This window comes from Gardnerella sp. C0684A1 (genome assembly GCF_055326835.1).
Window position 1 is genome coordinate 139679 of record NZ_JBLTSX010000001.1, and the last position, 21999, is coordinate 161677.

Consider the following 21999-nt stretch of genomic DNA (forward strand, 5'->3'; position numbering starts at 1 on the left):
ATCGCAAATTAATACTTTAAGTGGAGTAAAACTCACACATGCACGAACCGAATCCAATTACTTTGGCTGCAAAAGCTTCCGATGAGCCAGAATTCCGACCTATAGGAGTTGGCCCGTGGGAAGAAGAACACCCAGGTGAGCCTCGTCCAGATAATCCAGAATCGCCAAATTACGATGCGCGGTTTAGCACTGAATTACTAGACGAAGGCGATCAGCGTAACGTTCTAGACCGTTACAGATACTGGAAAGTGGAAGCAATAAAAGCGGATCTCGATTCTAAAGGTCGTCATGAGTTTGAAGTAGCAGTAGAAAATTGGACTCACGATTTCAACATAGGCTCTATGGTTCGCACTGCAAACGCGTTTACTGCGAAAAAAGTGTATATTGTAGGGCCTCATAAATGGAATCGCAAAGGCTCGTTAATGACTGAGCTATACCAATACGTTGAGTGCTGCCCAACTATTGAAACTCTGGTAACTAATTGGCGCGAAAATATAGCACGAGAAACAGAAGAAGCGCATCAACTTTTACTTAAAGCGCAAGAAGAAGGCAATAAAGAAGTCGAAAAAATCGCAAATATCAAGGAACAAGACGCTAAAAACGCTCGCATTATAGCTCTAGATATTATTCCAGGCGCAGTTGCTATGGAAAACTACAAGTTCCCTAAACGTTGCCTTATGCTTTTTGGTGCGGAAGGTCCGGGTCTTTCTAAAAAAGCACTAGAAATGGCGGACGATGTTGTTTATATTTCGCAATTCGGATCTGTTCGCTCACTAAATGCAGGAGCCGCTGCGGCTGTTTCCATGCACGCGTGGATTGCGCAACATGCAGCACCAAACTGCTGATACAAGCTACAAACAAGCAAATATAAACAAACAATCGCAAACAAACGATTGCATTACAAAACGTAGTAGTTTGTACTCATAAACACTTACATAAAATGTGTATTTTTTTTTTTAATAGTGATAATATTGCAATATGTTAGAATTTCAACATATTACAAAGCGTTTTGGCGCAAAAACAGTGCTTAAAGACGTTTCTTTTGTCGCTGAAGACGGTAAAGTCACGGGCTTTTTGGGTCCTAACGGTGCTGGTAAATCTACCACCATGCGTTGTGCATTAAATCTTATTCATGCAAATAGTGGCACTTCTCTTATTGACGGAAAACCTTACGCAAAAATCGCATCTCCAATGACAGAAGTTGGCGCAGTTCTTGATGCAAAGTCTGCTCACAGGGGTCGTTCCGCTTACAATCACCTGTATTCACTGGCTTTAACTCATGGAATATCAAAGAAACGTGTTGATGAAGTCATTGATATTACTGGTTTGACTAGTGTAAAAAAACGCAAGGCTGGTTCGTTCTCGCTTGGCATGGGTCAGCGTCTTTCAATCGCTGCAGCTCTTTTAGCAGACCCGCATAATCTCATACTTGACGAACCGGTTAACGGTTTGGATCCAGAAGGCGTTAAGTGGGTTCGTGAATTATGCAAGTATTACGCAAGTCAAGGTCGTGCAATACTGCTTAGTTCTCATTTAATGAGCGAAGTTGCTCTTACTGCAGATAATCTTGTGATTATTGCGCATGGAGAAATTTTGGAGCGCACGACGGTACAAGATTTTGTTAATGCGCATTCTCAACATGCTATACGTTTAGTGACACCTGAAGGCGAAAAACTAAAGTCTGTGCTTACTCAAAATCGTCCGGAATGCAAGATTTTGCCAGATAGTAGAACTCCACAAGATGTCCAGGAAGGTGAGCTTTTTAAGATAACAGGTTGTGAGCTTAATCAGCTTGCTCGGGAAATTGCAGATAATCAAATTATGGTTTACCAGCTAAATCAAGAGCACGCCTCGCTTGAGGAAGCATATTTGGCTCTTACGCACGGTCAAGAGCAGTACGCAACAAAAGCATTGCCAAATGCTGCTGCTGCGACTGGAACGCAATATGCAGATGGAGGAAGCGCAAAATGAGTGAGCAAATTAATCAATCTGTTAATCAATCTGTTGATCAAGAAACAAGCAACTCTTACAAAACCGGCAGAAGTATGAACTCTCAGCACTTGCGTCTAACATTTATGCACACGCTTAAATCCGAGATTGTTAAGTTGCGCGGACTTGCGTCAACATGGTGGTGCATGGCATTAACAATTGTTTTGCCAGTAATCTTTAGCTTTATTATAGCGATTGTGCAAAAAGCAATGTCTAAAGTTGACATTAAGAATGGAGCAAATCAAGGCAAATCAAGCGCTGCAATTACTGTTGGGCTGAGCAATAAAAGTAGCCTTATTGCATCTCAAGATAGCATTTTCCACTTAGTTATTAGCTTTGCTTCTGTATCTTTGATTGTTTTGGCAATTTTTGCAGTGCTTGCTGTAACCGCGGAGCATTCTACAACTTCGATTCAGGCTTCTCTTACTGCTGTACCTAAAAGGGGTATGTTCTTTACGGCTAAGTTTATTGCGGTTGCAATCTATGTTTTTGTAGCCCAACTTATTGCAATGGCAGTTTCTTTAGCTGCTGCAGAATTAGCTTTTATGGGAGATAACATTTCCGGATTATCGGGAAGCAACGTGTGGAAATTGCCGCTTACTCTGTTCCTTGGCTCTCCTGCAATTATGGTTGTTGTGTCAGCAATGGCCTACGGTTTTGGCATGATTTGCAAGTCAACTGCTGGCGGAATTATGTGCGTTATTGGAGCCGTGGTGATTCTGCAGACCATTGTTAGCATTATTATGCTTGCAAGCAATTTTGCGAAGTGGACTTCAATACTTATTCAGATTTTGCCAGGCAGTGCTGTAAGCCAATTCTTAGGAGCCTCCGCTAATTCTGGGCTGCAACTTCCACCAAACGCATATGTTTTCACATGGTGGCAGTCCGGTTTAGTGGTTCTTGCTTGGGCTGTGATTATGTATGCAATCGGATACATGCTTGAAAAGCATCGCGATATTTGATCTAAAACTAGTTAAATAAAAAATAAGTAAACCCCATCCAATTTCGTTTCATAATGATTCGAAGAACGGATGGGGTTTTTAATTAAGCGTGTTCACACAACACAAATTGAGTGAACAGCGCAAGCTATTTCATAACGTTCCTGCTTCTTTCTATAGCGTGTCCGATGCCGTATAAAATAGCTGCCAAAACAAGCATGTACATGAACGAAATCATGAAGTTTGGTATAAACGCATTCGTGGTACTAGTGTGCAATTCTGCGTCAGACAAGAAATTATTTGCAGCGTTTGAAGGTAAGAATTGCAGAATGTTTAAAAGAGGAGATATTGCAGGATCTGAAGTAATGAAATTAGTAACAGAAGCGGAAGAGGCAAAGATATTACTTCCTCCATACATAATTGCAATATGTGTAAGTTCAGAGATGGAACTGCAAATAAATGATACGATCATAGTTATCCATATAGTGTACTGAACTATCAATAGCCATAGAGTTCCGGCAGCTGCAGACTTGCATATCATTCCAACGCCGTATCCCATAATTGCAAAGAAAACCATGCAAATTGCCGAAAGTATCATCATATTAATAGACACATTGAAGAAGTGAACTTGTTGTCCTTGCCATAGTAAGAAGCAGTCGGAGAACATTGTTGATGATGCAATATTTAATATAATCATAGAGATTATTTGCATAATGAATGCATAAATTATTACTACAACTAATCTTGCTACTATAAGCAAATTGCGACGAGGCACAGCAATAATAGAGCCTTTTAGGGATCCATTCTTACGATCTCGTGTAGCAGCTTTTGCAGCAAAAACAATAAATACTATAGCGGCAGACAAAATAGCAGTAATAAATATTGACGTGGTTATATTTCTTACAGTATTGAGCGGTTCCTGAGGGTTACATCCAGCTTCTGCCGTGTAATTCATGAACATGCTACTTGGGGTGCAAGGTATAACAGCTTTTGATCCTTGTAAGCCTTGTGCTAAAAGAAATATTGGATTCATTCCCTTAGGAACAATACCGTGAACAAAAGTAGAAATAATTGATGAGGTGAAAATTGGAATAACAATAATCAGCGCAGTGCACCACCATGTAAACTTTGCGCATGCCAATTTAATTGTTTCAGATTTTAATACGTTTATGAAAGTTAAATTGTATCGCGTGAGTTTTCTTGGAGCTACTGCAGCAGTAGTTTTGTGTCTAGGATCACTCGTCATTGTATTTTCACCATTAATAGTTGATGCGTTCATCTTGCCCCTCCCTGAATATTATGTTGCAACTGCGGAGTGTTTTGTGATTGCTGCACATATTGCATTCGATCAGGTTGTGCATATTGCATTTGATTTGCTTGTTGATTCAAATACTGTTCTTGAAGTGCTGCTTGATCTCGAGTTTTATTGAAGATGTACGGTGGCTTAGATACATACTGAGTATGTCCGTTGGTTATTGCCATATACGCATCTTCAAGTGAAGAGCACTCTCTATTTAACTGGTATGTAACTAGTTGCTGATCAGCGAAATATTGCGCTAATTCTGAAATATTTACATTAGTTATTACAAAAGATGCTCCGTCTTGTACATCTTCGGTTTTGTAAGGAACAGGTGTAACAGTACAATTGCTGTACTTTGATTGCATAATATTCAAAAGTTTTTCTGGATCAGGTGTAATTACACGAACTGCTGAATACTGAGAATAAGCTGCAGTAAAAGCTTCAACGCTTGTCCTCTGCAAAATATCTCCGTGAGCAATAATAACAAGATTATCTGCAGTGAGAGCAACTTCTCTAATCGAATTTGAACTTAGCAAAACTGCTCCGCCTCTACTTGCATAGTATCGGCAAAGTTCTCTCACCCATCTAATACCTTCTTGATCTAATCCATAAAATGGTTCGTCAAGAATAAGATTGTGAGGGTCTGCAAGAATAGCAGTAGCGATAGCAAGTCGCTTACGCATGCCTAGTGACATTGCGCCAATCTTAACATTTTTAGCAGAATTAAGGCCGGCCATGTCTATAACTTCTTGTACACGACTTTTTGGAATTTTATAAACTGCTGCGAAAGCATTTAAGTGATTTAATGCACTTATGCTTTCATCTTCAGTTTTGGTATTTAATACAATTCCTACTGTTTCAATTGGAGATGGAAGACTTTCATACGGCATGCCGTCAAAGAATCCGCTGCCGTTATTAGATTTCATAAGTCCGACTGCGCAATATAGTGCAGTAGATTTTCCGGAACCGTTAGGCCCGACAAAACCAGTAACTTTACCATCTTCTGCTACAAAAGAAACATTTTTTAGTACTTGCTTATTATCGTAGTACTTAGATATATTTCGTATCTCTAACATAGTTGAATTTTACTTCGTGGCACAGAACAAAATTTATGTTTATTAATGCTTCTACGAGTATTTTTACTTAGTGGAAAGGTCACGCATCACACATATAGTTGGGATTATGCCTACATTCACACGTGAAGAAATTGAGCATTTGGGTGTTCTATCCCAGATTGCCTTAAGCGACGAAGAAATCAGTCGCTTGCAAGGCGAATTAAACGTCATTGCAGAATCTATTAATAAAGTGCAGGAAGTTGCTGGCGAAGATGTGCCACCTACTGCAAATCCAGTGCCTTTGGAGGCTTATTTGCGTCCAGATGAGCCTGCTACACCTTTGACTCAAGAAGAAGCTCTTTCTGGTGCTCCTAAAAGTGAGTCTGGCATGTTTGTAGCGCCTCGAATTTTGGGGGAGGAGTAAAACATGACTAATACTCAAGATTTAGTAAAGCTTTCTGCTGCCGAGATGGCAAAGGCTGTGAAATCTAAAGAAGTTTCTAGCCGCGAACTTGTTGAAGCTCACTTGTCAGTTATTGAGTCTGCAGAACCAGAAATCAAGGCATTCTTGCATGTTTCTGCAGATATTGCTCTTGAGCAGGCAGATGCTTTTGATGCTAAGAATGCTAAGGGTGAGACTGAAGGATTGCCTGAGTTGGCTGGTGTGCCAATTGCAATTAAGGACATGATTGTTACTAAGGGCATTCCTACTACTGCAGCATCTAAGATTCTCGAAGGCTGGGTTCCACCTTACGATGCTACTGTTATTGAAAAGCTCAAAGCAGCTGGCATGCCAATTTTAGGTAAAACCAATTTGGATGAGTTCGCTCAAGGTTCTTCTACAGAACATTCTGCTTATCAAACTACTTGCAATCCTTGGGATACTGAGCGTGTTCCAGGCGGTTCCGGCGGCGGCTCAGCTGCAGCGGTTGCTGCGTTCGAGGCTCCTATTGCTTTGGGCACAGATACTGGTGGTTCCATTCGCCAGCCAGGTGCTTTAACTGGTACAGTTGGTGCGAAGCCAACTTATGGTGGTGTTAGCCGTTTTGGTGCAATCGCTATGGCAAGCTCCTTGGATCAGATTGGACCTGTTTCTCGTACCGTTCTTGATTCTGCGCTTTTGCAGGAGATTATCGGCGGAAACGATAGGCGCGATTCTACTTCGATTCCAGCTCCTGTTCCTCCAATGGCTCAAGCTGCGCGCGAGGGTGCTCGCCGCGATTTGAAGGGCGTAAAGGTTGGTCTTGTTAAAGAGCTTAGCGGCGAAGGCTTCCAGCCAGGCGTTGAAGCACGCTTTAATGAGGCTGTGCAATTGCTTAAAGATATGGGCGCAGAAGTAACAGAAGTCTCCTGCCCTCACTTCCCTTACTCGCTATCTGCATACTACATAATCATGCCTTCCGAAGTTAGCTCCAACTTGGCTCGCTACGACGGAATGCGCTACGGTTTGCGCGTAATGCCACCAGCAGATAAGCCTCAAACTGCTGCAAACATGATGGCTGCAACTCGCGAAGCTGGCTTTGGCGACGAAGTAAAGCGTCGTATTATTCTTGGCACTTACGCACTTTCCGCTGGCTACTACGATGCTTGGTATGGCTCTGCACAAAAAGTTCGTACGCTTATTATTCGCGACTTTGAAGAAGCGTTTAATAAGGTAGATGTTCTAGTTTCTCCAACAAGCCCTACAACGGCATTTAAGTTTGGCGAGAAGATGAACGATCCACTTTCAATGTACATGAACGATATTGCTACGATTCCTGCAAACATGGCTGGCGTTCCAGCTTTGAGCCTCCCAGCTGGCTTAAGCGACGATGGTCTGCCTGTTGGTATTCAGATTATTGCTCCGCAATGCCATGATGAAAAGATGTACAAGCCTGCAGCAGCGTTGGAAGCAGCGCTCGAAGAAAAGTGGAGCGGCCCAATCTGGAAGTCGCTTAAAGCTGGTTGGCTCGATTCATTGGCTAAGTAAAGTGAAATAAAGCTTAAGTAAGAAGGATTCTCATGGCTGAAAAACTTATGAAATACGCCGATGCTGTGGAGCAATTTGACCCAGTTTTCGGCTTGGAAACTCACGTTGAGCTTAGCACTCGCACGAAGCTGTTCTGCCCAGCAGAAGTATCTTTTGGCGGCGAACCAAACACTCAGCTAACACCTGTAAGCCTTGGTTTGCCAGGCTCTTTGCCAGTTGTAAACAAGACTGCAGTTGATTACGCGATTAAGCTTGGCTTAGCGTTGCATTGCGAGATTGCCGAGTGGAGCCAGTTCGCTCGTAAGAACTACTTCTACCCAGATATGCCTCGCGATTATCAGATTTCCCAGTACGATAAGCCAACTAATGGCAACGGCTACTTGGATGTTGAGCTGGAAGATGGCACTGTGTTCCGCGTTCCGATTGAGCGCGCTCACATTGAGGATGACGCTGGCAAGAATACTCACGTTGGCGGCGCAGATGGCCGAATCGAAGGCGCAAATCATTCTTTGGTTGATTACAATCGCGCAGGCGTACCTTTGATTGAGATTGTGACTAAGCCAATCGAAGGTGCTGGCAGCCGCGCTCCAGAAATCGCAGGCGCATACATGCGCGCTATTCGCGATATTGTTCGCGCTCTCAACATCTCCCACGCTCGCATGGAGCAGGGCAATATGCGCGCAGACGTAAACGTTTCGCTTCGTAGAAAGCCAACCGATCCGTTCGGCACGCGTTCTGAAACTAAGAATGTGAACACATTCCGCGGAATTGAAAAGACGCTGCAATACGAGATTCGTCGTCAGGCTGCTATTTTGAGCGAAGGCGGCGAGATTTTGCAAGAGACACGTCACTGGGATGAGGCAACTCAGACTACTGCTGGCGGCCGCGTAAAGTCTGACGCCGATGATTATCGCTACTTCCCAGATCCAGATTTGGTTATGCTTCATATCACGAAAGAGCATATTGAGCGTATAAAGGCGCAAATGCCAGAAATGCCTCGCGAGCGCCGCAACCGCTTGCAAAGCGAATGGGGTATTAGCGATCTTGAAATGCGCGATATTCTTAACGCGGATGCTCTTGATTTGGTTGAAGAAACCGTTAAGGCTGGTGCAAGTGCTGCTGGTGCTAAAAAGTGGTGGCTTGGTGAGCTTGCTCGCGAAGCAAACACTCGTGGCGTAACTTTGGAAGAATTGCCTATTACTCCACAAGATGTGGCTGAAGTTGAAAAGCTAATTGCGGATGGCAATCTTAACGATAAGCTTGCTAAGCAAACTGTTGCATGCGTTTTGGCTGGCGAAGGTAAGCCTGATGAAGTTGTTAAGAAGCACGGATTTAAGGTTATGAACGACGATGGCGCTTTGGAAGCCGCTGTTGATGCTGCTCTTGCAGCTGATCCAGAGGTTGCCGAAAAGCTTAAGTCTGGAAATATGAAGCCGATGGGCGCAATTATTGGCGCCGTTATGCGTGCGACTAAGGGTCAAGCAGACGCTAAGGCCGTTACTAAGATTGTAATGGCAAAAATCAAGGCCTGAAATTTAAAATAAATTCTGCGCGTTCATGCTTATGAATGGAATATTCATGTGCGTGTGCGCGCAGATTTTTATATTTTTCTAAGTTTTTAATAGTAGTGTCATTGAAAGTTGTAGTTTGTTATAACCTTTCTGATAAAATCTTTGTTTGTGTGTGTGGCTCGTAACTTATAGTGCGGGCTGCAAAAAGTTATTGTGTTGCAAGTGGGTGAGTATGAAGGAAACCAACGACGGTGATATCAGCTCTCGCAAGCTGCCTGAAAGTGTGATTATCCCAAATATTAAGGGAGAGATGGCTTATTTGCGGCCAGCATCCCTTAATGATTTGCCGAAAATGGATGAGCTGCATGCCTTTGATAATTCGTACGTTATAACAGGTAAAGATTCCCAATGTGAAAGAGCAATGGTTCATGCCTGGGTGCAACGTTCTAATCAGTGGTCAACAGGTTCTTGTGCATACAATGATTTATCTCAAGAGCGTTACGTTGATGATCCGCAGTGCCGTCCTACTATGGCTTGGGCTATAGTTCCCGAAGTTATCGACGATGCTGAAAACACTAGTGGAGATATTATCGGAATGATTTTTCTGATTGATATTGATGGCTGGTCGCGTTCTGCAAGAATTCAGGTTGTTCTTGGAAAAGATTATCGCAGTCGTGGATACTCTAGAGACGCTATGCCGCGAGTTATGACTTACGGTTTTGCTTCTGAACCTTCAGGTCTTGGTTTACACCGTATTTGGGTTGGTGTTCCTTCATCAAATTCTCGTTCGCTTTCTGTATATCAGTCTCTCGGCTTTGTGAAAACTGGTACTGCTCGCGATGCTTTTTGGGATTCTCAGAACAATAAATATCAAGACTTTGTTGTTATGGATACTCTTGCGGATGAGTATGATGCAATACGTTCATTAGATGCTTTTGGTTTGCATGTTATTGAAGAAAATCCTGGTGTAAAAGAAGCTTTAAGTTCTCACCAACATTCTATAGCAATACCCGTTAAGCGTGATAATACTGATGAGAAAACTTGGCCGTATGATTCGCGCGAAGCAGCAGAAACTTCTTCAAAGAAAGCATGGTGGCGTATTATAGGTCGTGGTCGTAAACGTGAGACAGAAGGGAAGCAATGAGCGCCGAAGATCTCGACAACTACGAAACTGATGCTGAACTTGCGTTGTACAAAGAGTACCGTGATGTAATTAAGCTTTTTACTTACGTAGTTGAAACGGAGCGTCGATTTTATTTAGCAAATAAAGTCGATTTTAATGTACGTTCAGCAGGTCAAGATGTGTATTTTGATGTGCAGCTTACAGACGCTTGGGTTTGGGACGTATATCGTCCTTCTCGTTTTGTAAAGAATGTTCGTATTGTTACTTTTAAAGACGTAAACGTAGAAGAAGTACAAAAAACTGATATTGATATTCCTGAGTCTATCGCGTGATACGCGTATGATTAGCTAGGATATGCATAAAAATTTGGCATAGCTTAGTAGTTTTGTGCCAAATTACGTATTGAGGTATGGAGGACAAGTGACGGAAGCGCAATCCCAAAAAGAATCTGTGGTAATCATCGGCGGAGGGCCGGCAGGGTTGACGGCAGCTTGGGAGCTTGTGAAGGACGGCGGTGCTGAACGCTATGATGTGACCGTACTTGAAGCTACTCGTGAATTCGGTGGTATTTCGCGTACTGTGAAATATAACGGGAACCGTATGGATATTGGTGGACACCGCTTCTTCTCTAAGGATGATCGAATCATGCAATGGTGGCGTGAAATGTTGCCTTTGCAGGGTTCCCCTTCTTATGACGATAAAAAGCTTGGTCGTCATCATGATTTGGAAGCAGGTGGCCCAGATCCTGAAGTTGAAGATGAAGTTATGTTGAAGCGTCATCGTGTTTCCAGAATTTTCTGGAATCACCATTTCTTCGATTACCCGATTTCTCTTTCTGCAGCTACTTTGCGTTCTATGGGCTTTATTTTGACTATGAGGGTTGGTTTTAGTTACTTGTGGTCTATGATTCATAAGTTGCCGGAAACCAATCTTGAGAACTTCTACATTAATCGTTTTGGTAGGAAGCTTTATTCCATGTTCTTCGAAGGTTATACTGAGAAGCTTTGGGGCAGGCATCCAAGCCAGATTTCTGCTGATTGGGGTGCTCAGCGTGTTAAAGGCTTGAGCATTGTGGAAGTTTTGAAGAATGCTTTCTCTAAGCTTATGCCAAAGAAGAAGGGCAAGAAGAAGGAAGTAGAGACTTCTCTTATTGAAGAGTTCTGGTATCCAAAGCTTGGCCCAGGCCAGTTGTGGGAGACTGTAGAACGTAGATGCCGCGAGAATGGTGCTACAGTTCGCACAGATGCTAAAGTTGTGGCAATTAAACAGTCGGAAGGTAAGATTTCTGGCGTTGTTGTTGAAGATGCAAATGGTGAGCGTTCTGAATTGCATGCTGATCAATTCATATCTTCTATGCCGATTAAGGATTTGGTTGCTGCACTTGAACAGGGTGCGAATGGTGACAAGAAGGCTGAAGTTCCAGCAGAAATGCAACGTGTTGCTAAGGGCTTGCCTTATCGTGACTTCGTAACTGTTGGTCTTTTGGTAAAGCGTTTACGCTTGCGCAATACGACTACAATCCCAACTCTTGGAAATCCTCCTATTGTGCCAGATTGCTGGATTTACGTTCAGGATCCTGGCTATAAGGTCGGTCGTTTGCAGATTTTCAACAACTGGAGTCCTTACCTTGTTAAAGATGTTGATAATACTGTTTGGATTGGTCTTGAATACTTCTGTGAAGAAGGCGACGATTTCTGGAATATGAGTGATGATGAGGCTCGCAAGATGGCTATTGACGAGTTGACTCGTATGCAGGTTATCAACGGTGAGGAAGATGTTCTTGATTCTCATCGTGAGCGCGTGCCAAAGGCTTATCCAGCGTACTTCGATACTTATTCACAAATGCCTGAGCTGATTGATTACTTGGATGGTTTTGGTAATTTGTATTGCGTTGGACGTAACGGTCAGCATCGTTATAATAATCAGGATCATTCCATGGCAACTGCAATTGAAGCTGTTGAGAATATTCACACTGGAGCAACTTCTAAAGCAAATGTCTGGTCTGTTAATACTGAAAAGTCTTATCACGAAAAGAAGTAAGTTTAGTTACTTTTAAATAATTTAATTTCAGAAAAGTAGTTTACTAAAAGCGCTAAGTTTAGTCGGCATGAGCTGATTTTCTTAGCGCTTTTTGCTTTTTATGAAGTGTAAAATTTTTACGCATATACGAAACACTCTGTAAGAAACTTATTTGTGCTGTGAGTCGCGTACATATGATATCTTTACAAAAGTTCACATGCTACACATTGTTATGTATGAGCGTGAATTCGTAGCGGATTTTCCGCAATCTTCCACACAAAGCTCTCCGGAGTTCTATTCCGCGTGAGTCAAGGAAAGGTATAATAGTGGCAATAAGCCAGAATCTTAAAGATATGAAGCTTCCTGAGCTTAGGGATCTTGCTAAGCAGATGGGTTTGCGTGGTACGTCTACTATGCGTAAACCTGATTTGGTTGCAACTATAACTGCTGCTCGAAATGGGGGAGAAGCTCCAGCTGGTGTAACGGTTCGTGTGCCTAAAGTTACGGGCTATGACATTGAGTCGTTGGAAAATCTTGTTCCTGATGATAAGTCGAAACGCCAGTATATGGAATCTGATGCATCGCGTAATGCGTTAGATGATATTGAAATTTCAGATGCAAATGTTAACAATCGGGAAGATAAACCGCGGTATCGTGAATCTTTACGCGGAAATGAACGAGACAATGGCGTAGAAAACGATTTTGAGCGTCGCAGGTTTGTGCAAAATCATGATGATAATAATGGTGCTGAGAATGTCTCTCGCGATCTTGATCAGATTTTAGCGTTGCTTCCTGGTGATGAAGAAGACGAGGAATCTTCTCGCCGTTCTTCTGATAGTAGAGATGCTGATTTGCGTCGTCAACGCGGCGGAAGAGATTATAATCGCGGTGATTACAACGATAGAAACGAACGTTCGGATCATTTCCAGCGTCGTATGCGCGCTCGTACTCGCGATTACGATGAAGAACACGATGATAGATCTGATCGCGATGAACGTTCAGAGCGTTCAGAACGCGGTGATCGCAGCGAACGCATGAGTAGAGCAGAGCGCATGAATCGTTCAGAGCGCATGAATCGCGCAGAGCATAATGATAGATCTGATAGATCTGATCGTAATGCTGATCGTGAGTCTCATCGCGAAGAACAAGCTGAAGAGCTTGTTCCAGTCGCAGGAATTATAGATGTTCTTGAATCTTATGCCTTTGTGCGCACGTCAGGATATTTGCCTGGACCAAATGATGTTTATGTGTCTATGAGCCAAATCAAAAAGTATGGTTTGCGTAAAGGTGACGCAGTACAAGGCTCTATTCGTGCTCCTCGTGAAAGCGATCGCCGCAATCAGCGTCAAAAGTTTGTTCCTTTGCAAAGTGTCGATACTATTAACGGTATGAGTGTTGAGGATGCTCAGACTCGTCCTCAGTTTGCTAAGCTCACGCCTTTGTATCCGCATGAGCGTCTTAAGCAAGAGACTACTGCAAATCGTATTCTTGGCAGAGTTATAGATTTGGTTGCTCCTATCGGTAAGGGTCAGCGTGGATTAATAGTTTCGCCTCCAAAAGCAGGTAAAACTATTACTTTGCAGAATATTGCAAATGCTATTACTACCAACAATCCTGAAGTGCATTTGATGGTTGTTCTTGTTGATGAACGCCCTGAAGAGGTTACTGATATGGAGCGCACGGTTCAGGGTGAAGTTATTTCTTCCACCTTCGATCGTCCTGCAACAGATCACACTACTGTTGCCGAGCTTGCTATTGAGCGCGCTAAGCGTCTGGTTGAGCTTGGTCAGGATGTTGTAGTTTTGCTTGATTCTATGACTCGTCTTGCTCGTGCATACAATATTGCTGCTCCTGCTTCTGGACGTATTCTTTCCGGCGGTGTGGATGCTCAGGCTTTGTACCCTCCAAAGAAGTTCTTTGGCGCTGCTCGAAATATTGAGGACGGTGGTTCTCTTACTATTATCTCTTCTGCTTTGGTTGAAACTGGTTCCAAGATGGATGAGGTTATTTTCGAGGAGTTCAAGGGCACTGGCAATATGGAGTTACGCTTGAGTCGTGACTTGGCAGATAAGCGTCTCTTCCCTGCAGTTGATATTAACGCGTCTGGTACTCGTCGTGAGGAGCTGATCACTCCTGCTAATGAGCTTCCGATTATTTATCGTTTGCGTCGTTTGTTTGGCGGTCTTGATGCTGAGCAGGCGTATCAGACTTTGGTGCCGCGTTTGAAGAAAACTGCTTCTAATCGTGACTTCCTAACTGCTATTACTCAGCAAGCTGGTGCTGCAGTTAATAATGGTGCTTCTGCACAGTCTGCTGTTTGATTTTAAGCAGATTCGTTAGTTGCGCACATTAGTTTAATTGCGTGGATTATCGCATTTATCTTATAAGTAAAGTCGCCCTGTACTTGTTATTTAAGTAAGGGCGACTTTATTTTTTACTCTAGTATTATCTATTTATCTGCTTATTTGTAACGCTGCTTATTTGTAACGCAGCTTAAGTAAATTGTGTTACTTTTGTTGAAAATTATTTCTGTTTATCGTTTTGCTTAGAAATCGCAAAACGTCGCATACGAACTACTCCTTCTTTAACGTCCTCAGGTTTTCCTGCGTACGACAATCTAACGAATCCGGATCCTTCTGATCCAAATGCTTCGCCTGGAACTACTGCTACAGATTCTTCTTCTAATAGTTTTCTACTAAATTCTTCGGAACTAAGTCCTGTAGGACGTACGTCAACGAATGCATAGAATGCTCCTTGCGGTTCTACTAGTCGTAGAGCGGAACAATCTGAAAGATTTTCCATTACTATTTTGCGCTTTGATCTGTATTCTTCGCGCATTGCTTTTACGTGATCTTGAGGGCCATTGAAAGCTGCGATTGCGCCGTATTGTGCTGTCGAATTAACTGAAGAGTGCATCATTTCTGCGACTTTGCTGGTTTGTTCAATTATATTTTCTGGAGCTAGAATGTATCCTATGCGCCAACCAGTCATTGCGTAAGTTTTTGATAAACTTTCTACGATTATTGTTCGTTCGTGCATGCCTTCTGCTGCGGCTATTGATGGAGCTACAAACTTTCCTTCTGGCTCACTTGATGCATCGCTTGAGAATATAAAAGGATGATAAACTTCGTCTGAAATTACCCACAAGTCGAATTCGTTACAAAGTTTTGCTACTTCCGCTAGCTCTTCTGCTGTAGTTACGGCACCTGTTGGGTTTCCTGGAGAGTTGATAATTATTGCGCGCGTACGAGGTGTAATCGCTTTACGGATCTCATCAGCGTTTACGTGCATTCCGTGTTCTGGTTTGAGCGCTACTGTTACAGGAATAGCGTCGCACATAAGTACTTCTGCATCGTATGAAGTGAAGTATGGTGAAGGTATTATTACTTCGTCTCCTGGATCTACTACTGCTTTAATTGCTAAGTAAAGCCCTATAGTAGCGCCGTCTACTGCTTGTATTTCTGTATCTGCGTTGTATGTTAATCCCTTTACTCGTTTCGTATAAGCTGCTGCGGCTTTTCTGAATTCTTCTATGCCTAATACGTCTGTGTATTTTGTTTTTCCTTCGCGCAATGAATCGCATGCTGCTTCTACTATGTGCTGTGATGCTGTTTCGCCAGGTTCGCCCAGACATAGTGATATTGCGTTTGGTATTTTTTCTACTCGGTCGAATACGTCTCTAATACCGGACCTAGGTATTTTTATTGTGTGTTCTGCAATTTTTGTCATCTGGAACTCCTTGGGTGCGGGCTAATAAATTTTGTAAAACGGACGGTAGTAATAATTTTTAGTATTTATTGATAGTACATTTTATTGATGTACGCAACGTTTGAATTAAGTTACGAAATATAGAAAGTTCTGTAAATTTTTTCAATTACGTAAAATAATTCTATAATCTTTTCGAATGTTTTGGTTTTATTATTCAATAAATTGTGTATTCTTAAAAATTCTAAGCATGTGCTTAGATAGGTAAACATATGATTTTTTTCTGTAGAAACAAAATTTTTTGTATAATTTGATTCTTTTTCGTTAAAAAATACGGTACTATAAAATCGACTGCAGGATACATAATCGCAGTTTGGTCTATCGTCTATTTCGAGAATGGAGGCCGCATGACGAACAACTCTAATAAAGTTGAAGCGAGCACGGTCATGGATTCTACCGATGCAATAATAGTAGACATCCTTGAGCATGATGGACGTGCAACGTTGACGCGGTTAGCAAAAGCTTCGGGATTGTCAGTTTCTGCAGTACAGTCGCGTGTGCAAAAACTGGAGCGTAAAGGTATTATTACTGGTTACCGTGCCCTCATAGATTACGAGCGCCGTGGTTTGCCAGTAAGCGCATTTGTGTCAGTTACGCCACTAGATTTTGAACAGGAATCTACTGTACCGACGAAGCTTCGTGATATTGAAGGCATCGAAGCCTGCTATTCTATTACTGGCAGCCCTAGTTTTATGCTGGTAGTGCGCGTTGCAACTCCAAGCAAATTGGAAGAATTAATCAACACTATCCACAAGGTCGTTCCGGTTAGTACTGAAACAACTATGGTTTTGCAAACATATTTTGATTAATTTATTCTAGATACCACATGTGTGATTTTTCTAAAATAACGGTTGGCGCTCGTGAGGCTCTCAACAATTCCAGTCACGAGGATTGTGCCAATGAGATTCTCGCTTTGCGCCAATCGATTGACAATATTGACAATGCTGTTATTGCGCTTTTGGCTGAGCGTTTCAAATGCACGGAAAAAGTTGGTGTAATTAAAGCGCGAAATCATATTTCTCCAGAAGACAAAGTGCGAGAAAAATCACAAATAATACGCCTAAAAGAAGTCGCAAAAAACGCAGGATTATCAGAAGATATAGCTTTGCAATATCATAATTTTGTTGTTACTGAGGCAAAAAGACGACATAAAGAAATAGCTAATAGTGATAATCAAGAAAAATAGCGAGAATAGCACTTCTTGTTAGAATTTTGCGCTAAGCGGTAAAAGTTGCGTATTTGCGTACAAAACAGAGTGTGTTTTATTTTTAAATAATATTATTGAGGACGGCAAAATGACTATCGCAACTGTTGAACGTTATGCGCAAATGCTTGATTCTGCAAGCCGTGGAGCATACGCTTATCCTGCTATTAACGTTACGAGTACGCAAACTCTTAATGCTGCGCTTCAAGGATTTGCTGAGGCTGAATCTGATGGTATTATTCAAATTTCTGTAGGCGGGTCATCGTACTTTTCAGGACAGTCTGTAAATAATCGTGTAGTCGGCTCCTTGGCTTTCGCAAGTTTTGCGCACGAAGTTGCATCACATTACCCTAATATCACTATCGCGCTTCACACAGATCACTGCGCTGAACAGTATTTAGACGATTGGATTCGTCCGCTACTTTTACGCGAAGCAGAGCAAGTAAAAAAAGGTGAGGAACCGCTTTTTCAATCACATATGTGGGATGGTTCAACTATTCCTTTAGATCGTAATTTGCGCATTGCTGAAGAGCTTCTCGATGCCTCACAGAAAGCTCGTACAATTCTAGAAATTGAAATTGGTGCAGTAGGCGGCGAAGAAGACGGCCAAAAAGCAGATATCGATGAGCGTCTCTATTCAACAGTGGAAGATGCAGAAAAAGTTGTAGAAAGTCTTGGATTAGGCGAACGTGGAAGATATATGGCTGCTTTTACTTTCGGCAATGTTCACGGCTCATATAAGCCGGGAGTTGTGAAACTGCGACCAAAGCTTCTTCAAGAAATTCAGCAGAATGTGTACGAAAAGTATAAAGAAACTTGCGATTCACGTGCTTTTGGTACGTCTAAAAAACCATTCTTACTAGTATTTCATGGCGGTTCTGGTTCTAAACCTGAAGAGATTGCTGAAGCCGTTAATTATGGCGTAGTTAAAATGAATATTGACACTGACACGCAGTACGCTTTTACTCGCGCTATAGCTGGTCATATGTTCCGAAATTATGATGCAGTTTTGAAAATAGACGGTGAAGTTGGTGAAAAGAAACTATACGATCCTCGTTCTTGGGGCAGAGAGGCTGAAAAAGCTATGGCAAAGCGCGTTGTGCAAGCTTGCGTGGAGCTTGGTTCAGCCGGCAAAGCGTTGAAATAATAACAGTTTTACGCAATTCTGCCTATTTTTATTATTTCGGTAGGGGCATAGCGCTAGGCTATTACCCGGTAGGGTTGTGAAATTTGAGCAATGTTAGCTCAAAAAATGGAGGTGCGGCATGCCTGGAATTGTGCTTATAGGTGCTCAATGGGGTGACGAAGGTAAAGGCAAAGCGACAGATTTAATTGGCTCTAAAGTCGACATTGTTGCACGCTTTAACGGCGGTAATAACGCTGGACATACAGTAGTAGTTGGCGATAAGTCTTACGCTTTACACTTACTGCCAAGTGGTATTATCAGTCCTAATGTGACACCTGTTATTGGAAACGGTGTTGTAGTAGACCCTGAAGTTCTTCTTGAAGAAATTAACGCATTGCAATCTCGTGGAGTTGATTGCTCTCGACTGTTGCTAAGTGAAGCTGCGCATATTATTACGCCGTATCATCGCGTAATCGATAAAGTTACCGAGCGCTTCCTTGGAAAGCATAAGATTGGTACAACTGGTCGTGGTATTGGACCTACTTATGCGGATAAAATTAATCGTGTTGGTATTCGTGTGCATGATTTGTTCAACGCTGAACATTTGCGCGATAAAGTTGAAGCTAGCTTGCATCAAAAGAATCAGATGCTTGTGAAATTGTACAATCAGCATCCTCTAGATGTTGATGAAGTAACTGCTCAACTTGTGGAACTTGGAAAACGCTTAAAGCCATATGTTGCAGATACGTCATTGATATTGAACAAGGCGATGGATGAAGGAAAAACTGTACTGTTTGAAGGCGGACAAGCTACCATGCTCGACGTTGATCACGGCACATATCCTTTCGTAACATCATCAAATCCTACGGCAGGTGGAGCTTGCACAGGTACTGGCGTAGGTCCTACACGCATTAATCGCGTAATTGGTGTGGCTAAAGCTTATATAACTCGAGTTGGTGAAGGCCCATTCCCAACTGAACTTTTAGATGAACAAGGTGACTGGTTAAGAGAACAAGGTCACGAGTATGGTGTGACAACTGGTCGCCCACGTCGTTGCGGATGGTTTGATTCTGTAGTAAGCAGATACGCTACTCGCGTGAACGGTTTAACCGATATTGTTCTTACTAAACTTGACGTTCTTACCGGCTTAAAAGAAATTCCTGTATGCGTAGCTTACGACGTAACTTTAAGCGACGGAACAGTAAAGCGCGTAGATGAGATGCCAGTAGATCAATCTATGTTCGCTTCAGCAAAACCAGTTTATGAGATGCTTCCAGGCTGGAGCGAAGATATTTCACAAATTCATAAGTTTGAAGATTTGCCATCTAACACTCAAAGCTACGTTAAGCGACTTGAAGAGCTTTCGCATTGTCGTATTTCTGCCATAGGCACAGGTCCTCAGCGTGATCACATTATTAGCGTTCATTCGTTGATTGACTAATGTGATTTACTAGAGGTTTATTATGAATTGTTGAGTATTCCAGGACGGCACTTTTGTTTATAGAAGTGCCGTTTTGGTTTATGCAATGCAGTTAGTGGGTATTTATAACGGCTTGTGGATAGAAAATTTATGATTTGCAAAAATTTGGTGGTGCGATTAATGGACGCAAAAGAAAATGAATCTCATCATAATCATAAACACTTCGATTTGAGAATTTACGCGGTTGTGTTTATTGGAGGAGTTTTTGGAGTACTGGTGCGTACTGGTATTTCTGCTTTTTCGCGCATTATTCACACTTCTGAAGGTCATTCTCTTATATTCGGTCATATTACTTTAGGCACTTTTATTTCAAATATGCTTGCATGCTTTATTTTTGCTGCAGTAAGTTCGCTGGTAGTTGCAATAGCATCTTCTAGGCGCAAAGAATTATGCAAATATGCGTTGGGAACGGGTTTTTGCGGCGGATTGTCAACAATGTCTACTTTTGCTTTTGAAGGTATGGCTTCTCTTATTTTTCCGTGTGGCATATTTGCTTTGCTTCTTATGATATTGTCAATGGTTTTAGGTGTTTTTAGCGCTTTAGCAGGAAGTTTATTAGGTAGCAGTATTGCCGAAAAAATTAGCTTAAAACGCAAGGAAAATATTGATGAGAATAGTATGACTTCCGAGGCGGTGAAATAGTGGAAACTTGTATTTTGCCTATACTAATTCCATGCGTGTGTGGTGGACTTGGAGCAGTATGCAGATGCGCTGTTACTCGCGGAATTTCACATATTTGGAAACGTAATTTTCCTATTGCGACGCTTATCATAAATGCGTTTGCTTCTTTTGTTATGGGAGCAGTAATGTTTGCTTCGCAATGTTTAATATATGATTTTGTTCCTTTGCGCGGATTGTCTTTATGCGCGATAACTGGATTTTTGGGTGGATTCTCTACTTTTTCTACAGCAATTTTTGAGGGCGTTGAGTTTATGCAAAAGAAAGATATAAGAAATTGCATTAAGATTCTCAGTTTGGAATTATTTATACCGTTATTCTGTGCTTTGTCTGGGTTTGTATTGGTTCAACTGTTTATATTTTCTATTGCAAGAATATAGTGTTTTCCATCTTCGAAGTTTATTGATTAGAGATCAGAGTGAATAAGGATCGATTTGTGATTTTAAAAAGCATGAATAACGTTTTACGTGCAGTTTCCGCTCGTTTTGGGGAAACTTTTAGACTTCTTCGCTGGAAAAAAGTGTGCGCTGGTGCTCTTGTTGGTATTATTTCTGGTGCTTTAGTAGTTTTGTACCGTTTTGGCATTGAGTATGGTACTGATTTTGCTCTTTGGGCGTATGTGAAAATTCAAACGTACTGGCTTTGGATAGTATTGTGCATTGTAGGAGCAGTGTTTATTGGTTTGTTCATTGGTTGGATGAGCAGACGTGAAAGCATGGCTTCAGGAAGTGGAATTCCTCAGGTTGTTGGTTATGAAAAACACGGCCTTGATATGAAATGGAACACTATTCTACCAGTTCGTTTTGTTGGCGGCTTGCTTGGTTCTTTATTTGGTTTATCTCTTGGACGTGAAGGCCCATCTATTCAGATTGGAGCTTGCGGCGGTCAAATGCTTTCGCGAGTTTTGCGAGGTAAGAAGACTTACGGCGATGAGAATGAACATTATATGGTAACTGCTGGTGCAGCTGCTGGTCTTTCTGCAGCATTTAGCGCACCGCTTTCTGGTCTTATGTTTGCTTTGGAGGAAGTTAGGCACAGTCTTTCTTCTACTGTGCTTATTACAGCAGCTACTGCATCTTTATGTGCTGATTTTATTGCTCAGACTTGTTTAGGTCTTAAACCGGTTTTAGATTTTGGTATTATCCCAGATTTGCCTATTGAACTTCATTGGTGGCTTATACCTTTAGGTATTTTTTCCGGAATAGTTGGTTCTTTGATGAACCGTTCTCTTCTTGGATTGCAAACTTTGTATAAGCGTTTGCCTTCTTGGATGCCAGTTTCGCTAGCCTGCTTAATAGCAATTCCAGTAGGGTTGTTCTTGCCGGAAGTTCTTGGAGGTGGAGCCAATCTTATACGTATTTCTGAATATGGAAGAATTAGCATACTGTTTTTGTGCGTACTGTTTGTTGCAAAAATGATTTTTACTTCTACTAGCTTTGGCTGTGGTGCTCCTGGCGGAATTTTCATGCCAATTCTTTCAGTTGGTGCTCTTGCTGGCGGCGTTGCTGCTCGTGCTATTACGGATACGTCAATATTTGGGGTTGATAAAAAGTTTATTGCAGTGTTTGCGGTTTGCGTTATGGCAGGAACTTTGTCTGCTTCCGTTAAAGCACCATTGACATCTATTCTGCTTACTGTTGAAATGTCAGGAACGTTACTTCATACTTTGCCGGTTGCTGCATCAGCTTTTATAGCTTTACTCGTGTCTGATATGCTGCGCACTAAGCCTATTTATGGTGAATTGCTTAATCGTTATATGAAAGATCATGGTGATCTTGTAGTCACAAGCAAGTAATGTGTATAACTTTTTGGCATAATTTCAACCTTTATTGAGGCTGTATC

The 21999-nt window shown here is 42.0% G+C and carries 20 protein-coding genes; 17 read left to right on the forward strand and 3 right to left on the reverse strand.

What is annotated here, in order from left to right:
* Positions 1-38 precede the first annotated feature (38 nt).
* From ACNEUN_RS00555 to ACNEUN_RS00565, 3 genes are all read left to right on the forward strand, one after another.
* Positions 39-845, forward strand: coding sequence for a TrmH family RNA methyltransferase (locus ACNEUN_RS00555; protein ID WP_427875938.1), 807 nt, complete (start codon positions 39-41; stop codon positions 843-845).
* Positions 846-978: 133 nt separating this feature from the next.
* Entirely contained in the window at positions 979-1971 is a 993-nt protein-coding gene (locus ACNEUN_RS00560) for an ATP-binding cassette domain-containing protein (protein WP_463630141.1), read from the forward strand.
* On the forward strand, positions 1968-2951 hold the full coding sequence (locus tag ACNEUN_RS00565) for an ABC transporter permease subunit (protein WP_463630143.1): 984 nt from the start codon (positions 1968-1970) through the stop codon (positions 2949-2951). Before ACNEUN_RS00560 ends, ACNEUN_RS00565 begins: the two co-directional genes overlap by 4 nt.
* A 124-nt stretch (positions 2952-3075) precedes the next feature.
* On the opposite strand, the gene ACNEUN_RS00570 is transcribed toward ACNEUN_RS00565, so the two are convergent.
* Positions 3076-4206 (reverse strand): hypothetical protein, encoded by a 1131-nt coding sequence (locus tag ACNEUN_RS00570; protein WP_463630145.1) that lies wholly within the window; start codon positions 4204-4206, stop codon positions 3076-3078.
* On the reverse strand, positions 4203-5303 hold the full coding sequence (locus ACNEUN_RS00575; RefSeq protein WP_463630147.1) for an ABC transporter ATP-binding protein: 1101 nt from the start codon (positions 5301-5303) through the stop codon (positions 4203-4205). Before ACNEUN_RS00575 ends, ACNEUN_RS00570 begins: the two co-directional genes overlap by 4 nt.
* A 106-nt stretch (positions 5304-5409) precedes the next feature.
* Between ACNEUN_RS00575 and gatC the strand changes: the two genes are divergently transcribed.
* The 7 genes from gatC to rho all read left to right on the forward strand — a co-directional run bounded on the left by gatC (position 5410) and on the right by rho (position 14225).
* Positions 5410-5706 (forward strand): Asp-tRNA(Asn)/Glu-tRNA(Gln) amidotransferase subunit GatC, encoded by a 297-nt coding sequence (gene gatC / locus ACNEUN_RS00580; RefSeq protein ID WP_391496148.1) that lies wholly within the window; start codon positions 5410-5412, stop codon positions 5704-5706.
* Between the two features lie 3 nt (positions 5707-5709).
* On the forward strand, positions 5710-7251 hold the full coding sequence (gene gatA / locus ACNEUN_RS00585; RefSeq protein WP_463630150.1) for an Asp-tRNA(Asn)/Glu-tRNA(Gln) amidotransferase subunit GatA: 1542 nt from the start codon (positions 5710-5712) through the stop codon (positions 7249-7251).
* A 32-nt stretch (positions 7252-7283) separates the two neighbouring features.
* Positions 7284-8783 (forward strand): Asp-tRNA(Asn)/Glu-tRNA(Gln) amidotransferase subunit GatB, encoded by a 1500-nt coding sequence (gene gatB / locus ACNEUN_RS00590; protein WP_463630152.1) that lies wholly within the window; start codon positions 7284-7286, stop codon positions 8781-8783.
* Between the two features lie 211 nt (positions 8784-8994).
* Positions 8995-9906, forward strand: a complete 912-nt coding sequence (locus tag ACNEUN_RS00595; protein WP_463630154.1) for a GNAT family N-acetyltransferase — start codon at positions 8995-8997, stop codon at positions 9904-9906.
* Positions 9903-10217, forward strand: a complete 315-nt coding sequence (locus ACNEUN_RS00600; RefSeq protein ID WP_004105898.1) for a DUF2469 domain-containing protein — start codon at positions 9903-9905, stop codon at positions 10215-10217. The genes ACNEUN_RS00595 and ACNEUN_RS00600 overlap by 4 nt, the downstream gene beginning before the upstream one ends.
* Before the next feature lie 88 nt (positions 10218-10305).
* Positions 10306-11925, forward strand: coding sequence for an NAD(P)/FAD-dependent oxidoreductase (locus ACNEUN_RS00605; protein WP_463630158.1), 1620 nt, complete (start codon positions 10306-10308; stop codon positions 11923-11925).
* 305 nt (positions 11926-12230) lie between these two features.
* Positions 12231-14225 (forward strand): transcription termination factor Rho, encoded by a 1995-nt coding sequence (gene rho / locus ACNEUN_RS00610; RefSeq protein ID WP_463630160.1) that lies wholly within the window; start codon positions 12231-12233, stop codon positions 14223-14225.
* A 202-nt stretch (positions 14226-14427) separates the two neighbouring features.
* Here rho and ACNEUN_RS00615 read toward each other — a convergent pair whose 3' ends face one another.
* Positions 14428-15633, reverse strand: coding sequence for a pyridoxal phosphate-dependent aminotransferase (locus ACNEUN_RS00615; protein WP_427875928.1), 1206 nt, complete (start codon positions 15631-15633; stop codon positions 14428-14430).
* Positions 15634-16016: 383 nt separating this feature from the next.
* On the opposite strand from ACNEUN_RS00615, the gene ACNEUN_RS00620 reads away from it, so the two are divergent.
* From ACNEUN_RS00620 to ACNEUN_RS00650, 7 genes are all read left to right on the forward strand, one after another.
* Entirely contained in the window at positions 16017-16478 is a 462-nt protein-coding gene (locus ACNEUN_RS00620) for an Lrp/AsnC family transcriptional regulator (RefSeq protein WP_463630162.1), read from the forward strand.
* A 17-nt stretch (positions 16479-16495) separates the two neighbouring features.
* Positions 16496-16855 (forward strand): chorismate mutase, encoded by a 360-nt coding sequence (locus tag ACNEUN_RS00625; protein WP_463630164.1) that lies wholly within the window; start codon positions 16496-16498, stop codon positions 16853-16855.
* Between the two features lie 109 nt (positions 16856-16964).
* Positions 16965-18020, forward strand: a complete 1056-nt coding sequence (gene fbaA, locus ACNEUN_RS00630) for a class II fructose-bisphosphate aldolase (protein ID WP_463630166.1) — start codon at positions 16965-16967, stop codon at positions 18018-18020.
* Between the two features lie 118 nt (positions 18021-18138).
* On the forward strand, positions 18139-19440 hold the full coding sequence (locus ACNEUN_RS00635; protein WP_463630168.1) for an adenylosuccinate synthase: 1302 nt from the start codon (positions 18139-18141) through the stop codon (positions 19438-19440).
* A 159-nt stretch (positions 19441-19599) separates the two neighbouring features.
* Complete coding sequence (locus ACNEUN_RS00640; RefSeq protein WP_463630169.1) at positions 19600-20121, forward strand: FluC/FEX family fluoride channel; 522 nt, start codon at positions 19600-19602, stop codon at positions 20119-20121.
* Positions 20121-20537, forward strand: a complete 417-nt coding sequence (locus ACNEUN_RS00645; protein WP_463630170.1) for a fluoride efflux transporter FluC — start codon at positions 20121-20123, stop codon at positions 20535-20537. Before ACNEUN_RS00640 ends, ACNEUN_RS00645 begins: the two co-directional genes overlap by 1 nt.
* Positions 20538-20608: 71 nt before the next feature.
* Positions 20609-21952, forward strand: coding sequence for a ClC family H(+)/Cl(-) exchange transporter (locus tag ACNEUN_RS00650; RefSeq protein ID WP_463630396.1), 1344 nt, complete (start codon positions 20609-20611; stop codon positions 21950-21952).
* Positions 21953-21999 lie beyond the last annotated feature (47 nt).

Coding starts and splice junctions, on each gene's coding strand:
- ACNEUN_RS00555 (WP_427875938.1), top strand. CDS start 39: ATGCACGAACCGAATCCAATTACTTTGGCTGCAAAAGCTTCCGATGAG.
- ACNEUN_RS00560 (WP_463630141.1), top strand. CDS start 979: ATGTTAGAATTTCAACATATTACAAAGCGTTTTGGCGCAAAAACAGTG.
- ACNEUN_RS00565 (WP_463630143.1), top strand. CDS start 1,968: ATGAGTGAGCAAATTAATCAATCTGTTAATCAATCTGTTGATCAAGAA.
- ACNEUN_RS00570 (WP_463630145.1), bottom strand. CDS start 4,206: ATGAACGCATCAACTATTAATGGTGAAAATACAATGACGAGTGATCCT.
- ACNEUN_RS00575 (WP_463630147.1), bottom strand. CDS start 5,303: ATGTTAGAGATACGAAATATATCTAAGTACTACGATAATAAGCAAGTA.
- gatC (WP_391496148.1), top strand. CDS start 5,410: ATGCCTACATTCACACGTGAAGAAATTGAGCATTTGGGTGTTCTATCC.
- gatA (WP_463630150.1), top strand. CDS start 5,710: ATGACTAATACTCAAGATTTAGTAAAGCTTTCTGCTGCCGAGATGGCA.
- gatB (WP_463630152.1), top strand. CDS start 7,284: ATGGCTGAAAAACTTATGAAATACGCCGATGCTGTGGAGCAATTTGAC.
- ACNEUN_RS00595 (WP_463630154.1), top strand. CDS start 8,995: ATGAAGGAAACCAACGACGGTGATATCAGCTCTCGCAAGCTGCCTGAA.
- ACNEUN_RS00600 (WP_004105898.1), top strand. CDS start 9,903: ATGAGCGCCGAAGATCTCGACAACTACGAAACTGATGCTGAACTTGCG.
- ACNEUN_RS00615 (WP_427875928.1), bottom strand. CDS start 15,633: ATGACAAAAATTGCAGAACACACAATAAAAATACCTAGGTCCGGTATT.
- ACNEUN_RS00620 (WP_463630162.1), top strand. CDS start 16,017: ATGACGAACAACTCTAATAAAGTTGAAGCGAGCACGGTCATGGATTCT.
- ACNEUN_RS00625 (WP_463630164.1), top strand. CDS start 16,496: ATGTGTGATTTTTCTAAAATAACGGTTGGCGCTCGTGAGGCTCTCAAC.
- fbaA (WP_463630166.1), top strand. CDS start 16,965: ATGACTATCGCAACTGTTGAACGTTATGCGCAAATGCTTGATTCTGCA.
- ACNEUN_RS00635 (WP_463630168.1), top strand. CDS start 18,139: ATGCCTGGAATTGTGCTTATAGGTGCTCAATGGGGTGACGAAGGTAAA.
- ACNEUN_RS00640 (WP_463630169.1), top strand. CDS start 19,600: ATGGACGCAAAAGAAAATGAATCTCATCATAATCATAAACACTTCGAT.
- ACNEUN_RS00650 (WP_463630396.1), top strand. CDS start 20,609: ATGAATAACGTTTTACGTGCAGTTTCCGCTCGTTTTGGGGAAACTTTT.